Annotated in this window: 7 protein-coding genes; all 7 read right to left on the bottom strand. The window is 43.7% G+C overall.

From position 1 onward, the window contains the following. Nucleotides 1–270: 270 nt before the first annotated feature. Nucleotides 271–873, bottom strand: coding sequence for a hypothetical protein (locus ACSFXJ_RS05200; protein ID WP_435924149.1), 603 nt, complete (start codon nucleotides 871–873; stop codon nucleotides 271–273). 26 nt (nucleotides 874–899) lie between these two features. Beyond that, nucleotides 900–1,166 carry a hypothetical protein gene (locus ACSFXJ_RS05195; protein ID WP_435924148.1) on the bottom strand — a complete coding sequence of 89 codons (267 nt, stop codon included), beginning with the start codon at nucleotides 1,164–1,166 and terminating at the stop codon, nucleotides 900–902. Further along, the gene (gene brxL / locus ACSFXJ_RS05190; RefSeq protein WP_435924147.1) at nucleotides 1,167–3,227 is read right to left on the bottom strand and encodes a protease Lon-related BREX system protein BrxL; all 2,061 of its coding nucleotides are present in this window, start codon (nucleotides 3,225–3,227) and stop codon (nucleotides 1,167–1,169) included. It lies immediately after the preceding gene. 14 nt (nucleotides 3,228–3,241) lie between these two features. After that, the gene (gene pglZ / locus ACSFXJ_RS05185; protein ID WP_435924146.1) at nucleotides 3,242–5,761 is read right to left on the bottom strand and encodes a BREX-1 system phosphatase PglZ type A; all 2,520 of its coding nucleotides are present in this window, start codon (nucleotides 5,759–5,761) and stop codon (nucleotides 3,242–3,244) included. Between the two features lie 116 nt (nucleotides 5,762–5,877). After that, complete coding sequence (locus ACSFXJ_RS05180; protein ID WP_435924145.1) at nucleotides 5,878–7,464, bottom strand: SIR2 family protein; 1,587 nt, start codon at nucleotides 7,462–7,464, stop codon at nucleotides 5,878–5,880. Between the two features lie 83 nt (nucleotides 7,465–7,547). Then, nucleotides 7,548–11,120 carry a BREX-1 system adenine-specific DNA-methyltransferase PglX gene (gene pglX / locus ACSFXJ_RS05175; protein WP_435924144.1) on the bottom strand — a complete coding sequence of 1,191 codons (3,573 nt, stop codon included), beginning with the start codon at nucleotides 11,118–11,120 and terminating at the stop codon, nucleotides 7,548–7,550. Between the two features lie 15 nt (nucleotides 11,121–11,135). Continuing rightward, nucleotides 11,136–14,756 (bottom strand): BREX system P-loop protein BrxC, encoded by a 3,621-nt coding sequence (gene brxC, locus ACSFXJ_RS05170; protein ID WP_435924143.1) that lies wholly within the window; start codon nucleotides 14,754–14,756, stop codon nucleotides 11,136–11,138. Nucleotides 14,757–14,758: the final 2 nt, after the last annotated feature.

Raw genomic sequence — 14,758 nt, 5'->3', positions numbered from 1 at the left:
ATTTCGTCTTGTTTAGCAGACTCATCCCACTTTGGATGCCTGATGCGATTCGTGTTCCTCAGGCCGGGACTTTGCCTCCAGCTTCCTTCAGATTCCACCTCACGATGGACACCCTTGCTCTTGGCTAATGGTTGGCAACTGCCAGCCCCCATAGCGGACTTTCACCGCCTAGCTACGCACCATGCGTGGCGCACTAAAAATAGCCGCTCCTTATATAAGGCAGCGGCTGTTCCTTGCTTCTAATATGCTCGGTGATATGATATGAAATTATTACCTTCCGCCATGGTACACCTTTATGTAACCCTCTGTCGGAACCTCCCGATAATTCAAAAACGCCTTGTCATTAGTTGACACTTTTTGTTCATAACCGAGAAATTGTAGTATTTCACCTAGCCTATTTTCCAAGTGCTCATATCTTTCGTTATTAAACTTAGCTAGTTCAATATGCTTTTTAATTCTATGCAGTTCTTGGTGGTACTCACTCGAGTGTCTCAATTTTTGAGCTTGGTTCAAACAATCCCTGGCCAAGTCGGTCGACACTTGAGCAAGTTTCTTAATGATTTGATTCTGTTTGATGTGTATAAATTTTCGTAACAAGACAACCGATTCCGTCATTAATCCTTTCGGTTTACCGATGTATAGATAATTGGAGTTTTGAGGTGAAGGCTTTCGGCTCCGATCTATTTGGAACTTCTTCATTTTTTTGAGTTTCTTTTGTTTGATATCCTCTTCTTGCTTATCCCTTTCAGTAAAAGTTCTAATCTGCAGCAGTGTTAATCCGTCAAGTTCAGCTTTTATGCAGAGTGCCGGTACTACTTTTCCATCAATAGGCTTTACCAGTAAAATGTCCCCAATATTCGGACGATTATGCATAAACTTTTCTCCCTACCTCTTTGACTCTAAGAATTCCACTCCCTGATCACAAACCGCTCACACTCCGCAAACTCCGTCAACTTCCTAATGACCCCAGCTTTATGATACCTACAAATCTCGCCAAGTTCTTCTGGTATCCCGTTTTCTATATAGATCTCCTGCAAACAATAAGCCGTATCTTCTTTTTCGAACCACAAATCAAAACATTTCTCGCGACCGTCAAATTCAACAAAGGTAATAGTATAAGCTAAACCGTATTCAAGCTCAGTCAATAGACGCTCCAACTTCTCCATTTACTCCACCCCTAAAGCCTTAAACACCGCATCTTCAGCCGTTTGGTAAAAAATAATATTAAAGCAGCCGATCAGCTCCGAGGGGACAGTTCCGAGATCAACAGCCGACGTAATAGGAACCAGTACTTTTTTAGCGCCGCTGTCTAGGCAGACCTGGAGCGTATTGGCGAGCTCCTCTACCTTGATGATCGTGCCGCCGATGCTTAAATCGCCGAGAATAACGGTACTGCTAAGTATCGGCTTGTTCAGAGCAACAGAACAGATAGCGACAACTGCAGGTAAAGTAAGATATTTGGTCATGCCAATGCCGTTCAGATCCTGAACATGCATCAGGTAATCTTTCGTTGTTGTACTCAATAATCCGCTGATATTTCGTCCATTCGCTTTCAGATATCGGTAAGCAGTATCCACAGCTTCTCTTGCTTCCCGATCGGAACCGATCCCGGTCTTTTCAAATTTTCCGGTTCCCGCCGTCATCTGTGTCTCCAGTTTATACACGCCAATCATCCCGGACTTGCCGTGCGACACGGTATAGACATGTCCCGGTTTATTCATCCCTTCCGGAATCAGCTTGCCGCCTCCCTGCTCGGGAACGGAGACGTATTCTTCATTAAATGTTTCCTGATCGATATAGGAGAAGTTCACGTCATAGAACTCCATTCCACCGATCTTCTTCAACTGTTCCTTCACCCGACGGCGCATTTCCAGCGCAAATCGGAGTATCTCCTCCACATTTTCTTTCGTAAAACGTCCGTCGGGATGGACCAGTTTGATCAAACCGGAAACGGTCTTCCTTACGGCAATAACATCGCGTTGGTTCAAATTGTTGCCCAGTTTGAAGTACTTATCAAATGCATCGCCATAAGATATTTTGCGCAGTTCCCGCATCATTTCCGCGAAATAGTCCGTAATAAAGCCATAATCGTTCGTAAAAAACTCCGGCCGATATTTCGGGATTTCCCACCCTGGAATGTAGCAATGCATCCGGTCAAGGAATGCGGTGTCATTCGCCATAGCAGCCGGAAACGGATCAAATAAATGAGATGTTTTCAGGATCACGTCTACACTTTGATTAATATTGCCGACAAAAGTCATCGAGGCATACGCATTTTTTTCTTCTTTGCCGCGGGCAAACGAACCGGACGCCATGTAATCCTTCATGATCTGAATTCCATCCTGATCCTTGAATTTGATTCCCGCCACCTCGTCAAAAGCGACACAATCCCATAACCCGACCAGACCCACCGTCTTGTTCCCCATATTGTAGAACAAATTCGCTACCGTCGTCTGACCCCCGGAGACCAAGATGCTGTTCGGACTGATTTCCTTATAGATGTGGGACTTGCCCGTACTTCTTGGTCCTAGTTCACACAGGTTATAGTTGTTCTCGATCATCGGAACGAGTCTGGCCAAATGCAGCCATTTCACCCGTTTCGTGAACTGGGATGGTTCCATGCCGGTACTTCTCAGGAGCACATCAATCCATTCTTCATCCGTAAAATAGCTTCTCGCTGCCTTAACTTCTTCCAAATCCAGACTTGGCATTTGAATCGGATCAAGCTTTCGAATGATGAACGGGCAGCGGTTCTTATCCGCTTCGTCATAGAAATACTCCATCTGAACTATGCACCAGATTCCACCTGCAAGAAGGCGCTCATACTGAGAGACATATTTCTCCCCAATCGGTACGTTTCCAATCCCGAGATTGGAAAATTCGGCTTCGTATACGTCATTCTTGTAATTCAACTTGACGGATACTTTATCGATCACCGTGTAACTTCCCTTTTCCCGCAGTTTTGAAATGATTTTCTGTGCTTCATCTGGGCGAACATAATTCTCCGCCAAAATGCTCTTCACATTGCGAACACCGGCTTCAATCTCCTCCTCATCCATGGAGGAGCAGTACATGCCGAGCAAGTATTCCAGTACATATACCGGAACGTTGGCGCCTTCTTTGATCTTCTTGGTTAAATCTTTACGGACAATTTTGCCGGCAAAGTAAGTGTTCAACTTATCGATAAGCCCCGAATCACCTTCTAATCGGCCAGAAATTTCATTCATCTTGATCCCCTGCCTCACACATTAAATCCAAAATCATTCGCAAACGCAACATCCATCACTACGGGATGCCGAAGCACTTCTACATTTTTATCATCCACCGCGATGAGATAATATGGCTTTGACTTGTCATAAAGCTGGTTTTTGAAATTAAAACGCAGACGGAACATCCGCTTATGCGGTTCGGTATCTTTGCTATCCGCAACATAAGTGTTCTCGTTCGATATTTTCTCATTGTCCTCGGATACAAAATAGATTTTGTAGCTCATTCCTTTTACGACATCGCTGACCGGATCCGATTGAATAAAATCCAGCGTGGTAATCAAATTTGTAATCTTTTGCACCATGCTGACGAGCATAATCTGAACAGGGCGGGTTTCCTTATGCCCCTTTTCAGTCTTGACTTGAATTACCGGAACAATCATCTCCTGCGGCGAAGACCCGCCATGAACATAGTTCTGACCGCCGCCGGCTACTTTGAATACATGGGAACTGACCGGAACAGAAACAAACTTTGGATCCTCATGGCCAAGGATCATGCTCAGCGGCACGGAAGCGATTCCGTCTTCCTGAACGGCGTTCTTCGAAATCATGAACCTGCGGTTCACGAATGACTCTTTGCCAGAAACACCCGCAATCTTATCGCTTTCCTGCAGCTTGTCCCGCTTGTATATAAATCCGTGATCTGCGGTAACGATAAAATTCGTGGCGCTAACATCTTCTGTTAATCTTTTGATTAATCCAAATACCTCATCAATGGCTTCTTCACAAGCAAAAAACACTTCATTCTCCGTATTCAGCTTATCTCCTCGTGCATCGATCTGATTGTGATATACGTAGATCACATCCATGCCGGCAAACAGCTGGCGTACGGCATCCCGTTTCATAGACCTGAGATCATCATACTGGACACAGCGGCTATTCCGGTTAACCTTTTGCAGAACAGCTTCCCTCTGCTTCAAATCGTCGCATGTTGCGCCATCTACCAATACACGGTAATCCTCGGTGATCTCAAGTGTTTTATGAGGAAGGAGCGACGCCATTCCCAGTCGGGTATATGAGGGAAGTACACTCAACATGGCTGCCATCTCTGCCGTACATTTCTTATCATCCTGCAATTTACTCCACAGCGCCCGACCCGTTTCATAGCGCATCGCGTCGGATATGATCACAACAACCCGATCTTTCGCATCCCGAATATATTTAGAGTAGAACTGGCGCTGCAATGGAAGAACGGACATCAGTTCTCCTTGAGACCAACCTGCATTCCACTTGGGAAGAAGGGTGCCTAAGTACTCGTTGCTGTAGATGTTCTCCACCAAATCACGCAACGCTTCGAATTCTACGTTGTCTTCAATCCGATCATAACAAGCGTAGAAACAACGATAATAAGAATCCAACCGATGATCGTGTCGAAGATATTGATTCATGATTTCGTGGACATCATTTGAACAATTGTAGTTCGCATGCCCAATCAGATGCCAGGCCTGAATCAATAGTTCATAATGCAGTTTATAAATATCGCCGAAGTGCATTTTCATTCGCTGCTCGCATAGCTGCGGAATCGTCAGACTGCCCAGCTTCGCACCAGAGTCTTCAGACAATAAACGTTCTCCAATCCAACGGATAAGAAACCGATCAATGAATGCGAAGGTTTCACAGTCAACCAGCACCTCCGGATCTAATGAAGCAAACTTTTCTTCCACCCGAAGGGCTTCGGCGACCTGACCGGAAAGCTCACGATAGCGTTCTCGATAAAGCACACTATTCATCAAATTGTCCAGGAAAGCAATGATGTTGCCGGACTTATAGGAAACCTGGCTTACCCAAGCCTTAGGCAGCTCTCCTTCCATATATCGATCCGTATATGTTATGAATAACGTATGGACCAGCTTTTCCAAGCTAGGATCCGAATCGGTGTAACCGAATTGTTGTTCACATAGCTGCCAAAAAGCGGGCAGAAGATCGTATTTATCAAACTCGGCCAAAAACTTGTTCTGCTCCAGATCATCATCCGTAAGCACAACCCGAAACACTTCTTCAAAAGAAACGGTCCGGGTTTTACAACAGGCGCTCATCAAGGCGATCTCGATGACATCCTCTGTGAAATTTTCAATCTCGAGGTCATAGAAGCGCCGGGTGCGGTCTTTAGCTCCGAAAAATTTGATATATTTCTGGATGATCGGCTTGTACTTCTCATCGATGCCCAGATCAACAGCGAGCAAGGAGGCACGATCAGCATAAAACTGTTTCGAATACTTGACCGTATCAGCCAAATGATTGTCCCTTACAGGCGGCTTCGGAAACGGAGCATAGATGAGGTAATTTGTCGTCCGATCCAACCGCTCCAGAAAGTATTTCGTATAGAACTGGTTGTCCGGTTCCAAACGATACACTTTGGCATTTTGCAGCTCAAGGGTATCAATATCCTCGGCAAACTCTCCTTGGTCATCGTACCAGAACACCAGTTTCCGGGTTTCTCCCGTAAATTCATTATTTAATTTATCCGCAATTTGTTTCAAATTCAGTTCAGCCATGGCTCTGCTCCGTTAAGTTAGTTGTTGTCTTTATCATACATTCGTGGTAAAATGATAATACTAATAAGGCTTCAAGAGGCTGATGGCAATCCACTCCGTGGGTTCGGCGTCAGTCTCTATTTATTTTCAATAAAGTCGTAAATCGTAAGCAATCTCCGCATCGAAGTCGACACACTTCTAATCCCATCAGCCTTAAATTTCTCCAACTTCTCTTTCAAATACGCCCCTACTTCCTGCTTGTCCAACTTCAGCGCATTATAAGCAATAAGATCGTATTCTTTATCCGGCTTCAGTTGTTGTTCCAAAATTTCCGTTAACGAATCTGCCTTGATCCGGTTGGATGGATTAATTGAATCCAAACAAATTTGCGGACCGGTAAATTTCGCTATTCTTTGGTTAATCTTCTCGATTTCAACGGGGTGAAGATTGGTTTTATCCAGATCAATCCCCTCAACATATTTAATAAACGGAATCCGTGAATTGCTGTTCTGACTCGCAATAAAGCGAAGCGCAATATCCGTATGAATGGAACGGCCGCCAAAGAAATAATCAAATAAATAAGTGAGAAGGTCGGGCATTTGAAAGATATAGGTGGTATCTCCTAACGCAACAACCAGTTTTTCATCACCAATTCGCTTCTCGATATCTTCCAATTCTTCAGGTGAAACCAAGAGCGTGTTTAGACTTCCCTTTTTGCCTCGATCAAGGATCAGCTGCTTAATAACATGTTGGTATTTCCGCACTTCCGAAGGATGGATCCCTTGATCAATCTCGGACAGAATTTCATACAGAAGTTTATAGTTATCGGTTCGAAGTACCGTGTACTCACAACCTAAATCCTTATCAAAAAAGGTCTGTTCGACAATCCCCGCCTGACCCTTCTCCCATTCCACAATGATAATTTTGGAAGCTAATCGTTTAAGCTCTTCTTTCGACAGCGACGAAGAGAAGTCCCGCAATATCTTCCGTACATTCCCGTCGGTTAACGAATAGCCAAAGAAAATAATTGGCGAATGCAGGAGCAAAGAAATAATCTTGGCGCTGATGAGAATGGAATTTTTCGAAAACTGCTCATAATCCGCTTTAGAAATTACGATCGATTTCGGATTTGTTGCACAACCATGGATTTTATAAATTTCGGCCCATCCATAGGTGGATTCAAAAAAACCCTTTTGGCCGATATATTTTTTCATACCAAGGGGATTAACCGAATTAACAGAATCCTCAATAAAGGTATCATAGTTTGTTGTAATGACAATTTGTGTTTTATTCAAGAAGGTTTGGAAGGACGCATACTCCTCTTCCATCCCGCTCTTTACCTGGTAGGATGAAAATTGATGGGCAATGGCCATTTTAAATGGCGAGATATCAAATTTGTAGGCTTTCTCGGTATCAAATCCTGGAATTTCTATTTCCTGATAAAAGAACTTTTCGTTAAACCGGTCTTCAATCTCCGATCCGGCTTGAATATTCGTCAGGAAATCCACATCATATTCCGTATCCGAGGTTGTTTCTGACAGATGTCTTTTCAGTGTACTCAAGAATCCGTAGAAATCTTTGCCTGTGTTTAATTGGTCCCAGAATTGTTTGAGCAATTCCTCCCATCCTGGAAAGGATTGAAGATATCGCCTCGACATGCCGGAACCGATAAACACAATCGGGTATTCATTATTTCTCTTTAAAAGCTCTAATGCGACACTCATCGGAACACCTCCCTCAACCGAACCTTGTACTTAATACATTCGATAAAAGTTGGCGTCCTCCTGTCGGATTAGAGCTATAGTAACTAGATCTTTGCCAAAATTTCGTATTTCTTGCCATCCCCTGCCGTTTGCACTTTCTCGTAATTTACTTTGACCCCGTCATCCAAATCGATTTCAATCCGGGCAAGCGCCAGGTGAGCAATTTTCTCATCGTATTCTTTCGTTTCCTTCAACTGCTTGGTCAGCTTTTCTTTCCGTTTCGTTGCCGCTGCAACCTCACGGGCATTCCCGCTGTTGTCGATTGTCTCCTGCATCCGGGCAATTTCACTGTCGTAAACCCGCTGCATCCGGTGCAAATAGTCAATCCGCAGATTCCCGATCGTATCGGCATTATACCGATGCATGTACACCAGTGCTTTGAAGCCATCCGCTTTCCCGCTATCAAACAGCCAATAGATCGGCCGCTTCTGATAAATTTTGCAGTGATCCTTGAAGAAGTCCTTCAGGAAGTAGTTCCGAATCACCTCCCGAGATGTGTTGCCTTTGTTTCCAAGCGCTTTGGCAATAAAATCGAGATTTTCCTCCAGCGTCTCTTCTCCAAACGTCTTCTTGAGAAAGGCACAGAACAGACCTACAATATCATCCTCAAAATACTCCTCATCCGTAATAGGTATCACATTATCCTTATCCGGGATGAAGGTCTTGTATTTGCTGCTATCCCACTCCCCGCCTGCATAGGCTAGTCCATCCACATCCAGGCTGTAACGGCCGAACATGCAACCGACGGCATAGGAGAGGAAGGAACGTATATCGCGACCGAGATCAGCTTTGCGGATGGTGACTTCTTTGTCTTCAACTTCGGGCGTGAGTTCGTCCTGCAAGCCGTAAATTTCAATGAAGATGCGGTTGAGTTCTTCTTCGTTGGACTTTAATTGATTGAATTGATTACCTGTAAAATTATCCCAAATACCAAAAATAATAGATAGTTTATTTATTTCAGTATTATACTTAATGAAAGGGTGAGTATTAAAATCCCAACTAGTTTCATATGCATCCCAGTCTATTTTGGTTTGATTAATATTCCACTGAGTAAGTTGATTTATTTTATCCATATATGCATCGTCCAGAAGAATTGGGGTTTTCCCCATAGCACCTTGATTAAAGTCTAATGTTGGCGATAGAAACTTCATGAAATATGCAGTAACAGAGCTATTTAAAAGTGCAATTAAATAAAACAATAATTTCTCATCGTTAACAAAACACATAGACCCTTTTGTATCGAAAACAAATCCTTCAGGGCTTAATCTAACTGACAAATTATTAGCTAATGTTGACCATGTCAAGCCCTGTTTAAAATAAAAATTTGTATCTCCCCGACGTACTGCTTGAGTTGTCTTTCCGGGTTCCCAGAGATCATGTAGATTCATTACGTAGTAATGATTTCCATAGTGCTTACGAAATCCTCCCCCCTTGTGCATAGGAACCCATTGAATATCTGAATTATCAACAAAGTATTTATGATTAAAACCAATATGGTTTATTGGAATCTCGTGCCATAGTTTTAAGAGTAGGTCATTATTCCCCGTTACTATACCAGACTTAATTACTGTGTAGTCTGACAAGCAATTCTGAGTAAATAAATTGAAAGTACTGGGGCTAATCCAATAAGCAATATTCAGTCCCGGTATGAGTTTATATTTACTTTGTTCACAGACAAAGGTGTTTTTATTTTCTACAAATGCTTTTTCCTTCTCGGGTTGTGACGTATAGCTAGTTAAATTAATATATTTCCCCTTAAATCTTGAATTGAAGCTACTAAGAATAATAAATGATGTTGTCTGCACTACCTCTCCACTTATTTCCTCAAATGCTCTTGAACCTAAATGAATCATGTTAATCAAAGAATACATTAATAACTTCTCTCTTAATTGTTCAAAACTTGACAGAAACATCCAAGCTTGTTGAGTAATCATCCCTAAGTATCTATCGGAGGATAACAAGGAAAGACTGCGTTCCATAAATACTGAATAAAGGTCGTACTTACTTATTGGATAGTGTTTTCTTACATAACTTGTCATCTTTTCAGGCATATTTCCCATATACGGCGGGTTCGTTACCACCACGTCATACTTTTGCGCCATAGCGGCAGCAATCTGTAACAGTTGTCTTAAATGTACCTGCGTAATATCCAAATCAACTGTATCGGCTGTCACTTGACCATCCAAATAAGCCCGTTCAACAAACTCCTCCAACAAGTCCCATTTCAGTTCATCAATGATCAAAATGGATCCATACTCTTTCGCATCATGCATTGTATCGAGCAGGTACTCCATTTGATGCAAAGCCATGTTTCGATCGGATTCATCCATTCCTACACCGAAGTAGTTCAACTGTTCCCGGTTGATTCCGTTGCTTTCCTGGATCGCATAGAGATGGCACTTCGTTTCACCGTTCAGGATCCGCCGGTTGTATTGTCTGGCTTTCATCATGACGGCAAAATAAGCCAGCTGATATGCACGTTTGTCGATGTCGAGACCATAAAGGTTATGTTCAAGAATACTCTTGGCCGCATCGCGCTGGCTGTAGCCATAGCTCTCATAGATTTGCATCAATACATCAAAAGCATAGACCAGGATATGCCCGCTCCCCATACAAGGGTCGATCACTTTGATCTCTTCCGGTTTGATCGTTTTATATTGCTCCCGAATCGCTTCCAGCTGTGCCTGCACCTCTTGCTCTTGCTCCGCTTCGTCTAAATAATACTTCCATCCGGCGCGGAGCTCATCATTGGGATGGCCCTCCAACCAGAGGCGGCCGAGACTGTTTTCAACCATATAACGCACGACCCAATCCGGGGTAAACAATTGAGTCGCTGCAGGAATTCGCTCTTTCGTGATCTTGACATTCTTTTTGAGCAGGGCAAAGGTTTCGTCTTTAAGTTCCGTGTTGTAATACTGATACAACCACCCGATGATTTCAATCTGACCTTCCTCTTTCACGTCGAAGTCACTCTCGGGGATATCATTCACCAGATGATAGACAATGCCTTCTTGATCCGTGAAGGACACGTTGAGCAGCAGCTCGGTATAGTCGCTCGTTTGCTCAAATAATTCAGGCAGGATGGCGTTCAAGGCATTACACTGCTTGATAAACAGCATTTGAAACAGTTTGTCCAGTTCATTGTTGTTTTTCAGCTTGATGATCTGTTCCTTTTCGTCCTGGCTAAACTCCAAATCCGCATCAAACGGTGAAGTGACTAGATCCGGTTCGGTTTTGCCGTTGCTGTCCGACGAGAGCACGCGTACCCGTGACGGAAGATAATCGTTTACCTCCATAAAACGAACCGCAATCAAACGGTTGAACCAGGTATAAGCCACTTCTTCAACCACATGGTTATAGGCGGACTTATAATCAGACCGCTCCATTCTCTCTTGAATGACCTCGGCCAATTTTCTGCGCTGCTCAATTTCTATGCCGCTGATCGAGTAAGGTTCCTTTGTGCCTATATCATAAAACTCGACATCGCGGGTAGATTGGGGCAACGGAGGTTTTATTTCCTTGTCCGTAATCCCCAGCAATCCGGCTTTATAGGAAATATCCGTGATCAGCTTTTTGCGGGCCCAGATCGCAAAGTTCTTGATGGCTGTCTTGTTCATTACATGCTGCTCCTTTTAAAACTCAATATTTACAATCGTGTTCTCTTCCAATTCTTTTAAGATCCGCTGTTTTAGTTCCGCCACGTACTTCTCGACATCCTGCGGCGATTCAATTTGCCAGGAGGCGGAGAGACTGACCGATTTAATGCTGATGTTCTTTCTTTTCTTCAGCTTTGGCTCCGGAACAGGTTTTGGAATAGTATGCCCTTCGGATTGGTCCACAACCAGTTTCGCTTGTTGTTCCTTAACTCGGTCAAGGGCGATCAATTCATCTTTACGAGCCAGTTCATTAAGCAACCTCACCTTCAAGGCATCCGCTTCGATTTTGATATTTTGCAAGGTCGCCACATTGTTGCAGGTTTCTGCTTTTTCGGAAATTTCCTTAAACAACATGAGGAAACGCGACATAAACTGCTCTTTGTATTCCTTCGTCTCCAACACTTCGAATACTCTCTCGCGCGCATCATCAATCGCCGCTTTCACGGGAACAACCATCTCTTCCAATAACCCGGCGTACAGCTCGGTAAAACGATCCAGCAATTCCGGAAGCTTTGGAATATCTCCGTATGGGGCTTCTTTTCTCAAAATGGCTTTTATATCAGATACCACTTGTTCTACTTGTTCATGAACAATGAACGTTTTACTTTGGTCATAAATGCTTATCAGGTTCAATGCCTTCTCATAAATTGCCTTTTGTTCACCGCCAAAGAACAATTTAACGGGTTCAAAGTCTTCCGCAAAATCGAGCAATTCTTCCCGTTCGGCATGGATTTTCTTATAAAACTCCAACTGGAATTCCATTTGCAAAATCGAACGCAGCAAGTTCTTACCTTGAGCAACCACGTTTCGGCCAGGAAAAGATTTCGCCTGGTACATAATTTCATACTTGTCCAGTTCATTCAGCAAATTGCGGCTGTACGTTTGGAAACCGCGCATTAGGGCATCGTCATCTTCATGGCTACCCGAAGTACCGAACAGCTCTTTCATCACTTCACGAACCGACTTCTTTAGACGCTCATCCGGCTTTTCCCGCTTTTCGGTCAGCAGCTTCTCAACATACTCCCGCTTCGTAATATAACGAACAATCTCCTCATCCGACTTATTAAACAAGGTCACGTTGGAACCGTTGACCGTAAAGGATATATCGCCATTCTTGAACAATTTAGCCACAAGCCATTCGACATCATCTTCCACAAAGCCGTATGGAGCTTTCATAAAGCGATCCATCAAGCTCTTCATCGACGTCTTCATGTGCATCGAAGAATTGGTGGATATATAACTAAGCATATCATTCAACGCATGCTGGTTGGGCTCCGTACCATTCTCCAGGGACAGAGCCATCTGATCAGTGCTTTTAAACAAAGCGCGTATGTTGGCTTCGCTCATGGCTGTATCGATATACGACAGTTTATGGTAGACGGTATTCACAAGTCGTCCCAACGCTTCATTAATCCGGGAGGAGACTTCCTTGGAACCGATCTGGGACTTATCCCCATTGACATAAATATCCGCCTGCTTCAGAGCCTCTGTCAGGAATAACTTAGCATTTTCGTTCCGTTTCCGCATTTCATCTCTCTTTGCTTCCTTGATTTGGTCAAATTTAGGCAAGGCGCTAGTCGTATTCAACCGCAAATATTTCTCAATTTGCAGGGCACGACGAGTTTCATCCAGGAAAGCGGAATCGTTTGGCAACACGACAAGAACTTCTTTTTGTTGACCGGACATGATGCGAAGTGTCGTTTCATCATCGCCGAAATCAGAGTTTGGCGTAAGAATCCGAACCCCGATATCATGGTTCTGATTCGCTTTGTAAGGCCGGTCATCAATCACTTGATTGAAGGCAAAGTTGTACCTGCCGTTAAAAGCGGGATAGCGGTATTTATTTTCCTTGAAAATATCTTCAAACACCAGTTCCGACACCTTGCCAATGACTTCCGACATTTCCACATTCAAATGGTCAATTTCCTTGTTGATTTCCTGCTCTTCATCCGTCAGAAATACGTAAATTTCACCGTTTTTCTGAATGAGAGTCTGGCTGGACAAAACTTTCAACGCTTCCTCTACTTGCGCCTTCAACACAATTCTGTCCGTATCGATATCGGAAATCATCAAGCTGGTGATGTTATCGATGTTAGCCGTAATTTCCTTGACATATTTAATCATAAACAGGGTCTTCAATACATTGACCGCAAAACACTCTTCAACCTTGTCCGGATTAATGATTTCATTATCCATAGCTTTGCTGATGACGCCCTTATGGCTATGGTCAAGGAATTGATGCAGGGCATCATAGAACAGGTTAAACGGGACAAGCGTCCCTTCCGCCCGTTCCATCAATCTCATCGCGGATTCCTTGAACAAGGCGATCATCGAGCGCTCCCCCTCAGCAAGGTGTTTGCCCGAAGCGCCGTGAGTCCGAATCGAAGTGAGCACGCTCCCTAGCAGGTTAAATTGATAGGGAATAAACGGGTAAACGGTCGAAAAATCCTCTTTATCGGTATAAAGTTTTTTCTCAACCCCATCATTGAACACAATCAAATTTTTGATAATGGTTGATTTTTGTTCGTAGAGCAATTTTAGGGTTTGATCAGCAGTCGTGTTTTTCTCCAATATTCTCTTCTTGATCACTTCATCGACATTCGCGGACGACAAGGACAGACGGGTATCAAACCGGCCCTGGATTTTGGAGAAGTCATTGCCTTTCGTCTTCGTTATCGAGTCGATATCCTGCTGGCTGGTGACGACGATCCAGACTTTCCCTTTGCAAGCTGTCCCCAAATCTTCTGTTACAGTTTGCAAATTCAGCATCAATTTGGAATCATCGCCAATGTATTGCCCGATTTCGTCGACTAGAAAAACAATATGATGGTTGTTGCCCCGGCGCTCGATGTATTCCTTTACGAGACGAGCAAAATCATCAATGCTGATATTGTAAGGTTCGACCGCTCTCTCACACCAGTTACGCGCCGCTGCTTCGCTCATGAAGTTCATCTGGACCAATACATCGACAATGCTATCCTGAATGAAGTCAAACTTGTGGCGGGAGGTTTCCCACGGCTTGCCATAGTCCGCTTCAAACAAACGCTTGAATTCATCGTAACGTCCAACTTCAACTAATTGTCGCTCCAGATCTGCCAGAATCGGAATCGATCCGCAAAATCCCTGCATTTCATTAAATACCTTCAAAAAGACGGAGACAATCGCATCCTTGGACTGCTTTCCCGACATTTCGCTCTTGGAGTCAATATTGAATAGGACAACATCCGTCGTAACACTGGTAGCGAGTTTCATGTCTGCCAGGACCATCGGATCCGTGATTTTACGGTCATCGATAAAATAATCCAGCGCTTTCTTACCTTCGACCTCACGATTTTCAAGCAAATAGGAAAGAATTTTCAGGAAATGAGATTTACCGCTCCCGAAGAAACCGGAGATCCAGACCCCCATTTTGTCCGTGTAACCGTTGATCCCTTTTTTGTAACTGGCAAAAAAATCAGCAAAATGCTTCTGCAATTCCCTCGTAACGACGTATTCATCCAGCTCCTGCTTGACGTTGGCCTCATCGCCTTGTCCGACTTTGATAACCCCTTTAATATCCCTGTCGATTTCCCTGATAAACATGTCCTGTATCTTCATTG

This window comes from Paenibacillus salivarius (assembly GCF_051307165.1).
Lineage (GTDB): Bacteria > Bacillota > Bacilli > Paenibacillales > Paenibacillaceae > Fontibacillus.
This window is presented reverse-complemented; position numbering and strand designations above follow the sequence as displayed.

What these genes read in the sequence shown, in the direction of transcription:
- ACSFXJ_RS05200 (WP_435924149.1), bottom strand. Translation starts at nt 873, where the DNA reads ATGCATAATCGTCCGAATATTGGGGACATTTTACTGGTAAAGCCTATT.
- ACSFXJ_RS05195 (WP_435924148.1), bottom strand. Translation starts at nt 1,166, where the DNA reads ATGGAGAAGTTGGAGCGTCTATTGACTGAGCTTGAATACGGTTTAGCT.
- brxL (WP_435924147.1), bottom strand. Translation starts at nt 3,227, where the DNA reads ATGAATGAAATTTCTGGCCGATTAGAAGGTGATTCGGGGCTTATCGAT.
- pglZ (WP_435924146.1), bottom strand. Translation starts at nt 5,761, where the DNA reads ATGGCTGAACTGAATTTGAAACAAATTGCGGATAAATTAAATAATGAA.
- ACSFXJ_RS05180 (WP_435924145.1), bottom strand. Translation starts at nt 7,464, where the DNA reads ATGAGTGTCGCATTAGAGCTTTTAAAGAGAAATAATGAATACCCGATT.
- pglX (WP_435924144.1), bottom strand. Translation starts at nt 11,120, where the DNA reads ATGAACAAGACAGCCATCAAGAACTTTGCGATCTGGGCCCGCAAAAAG.
- brxC (WP_435924143.1), bottom strand. Translation starts at nt 14,756, where the DNA reads ATGAAGATACAGGACATGTTTATCAGGGAAATCGACAGGGATATTAAA.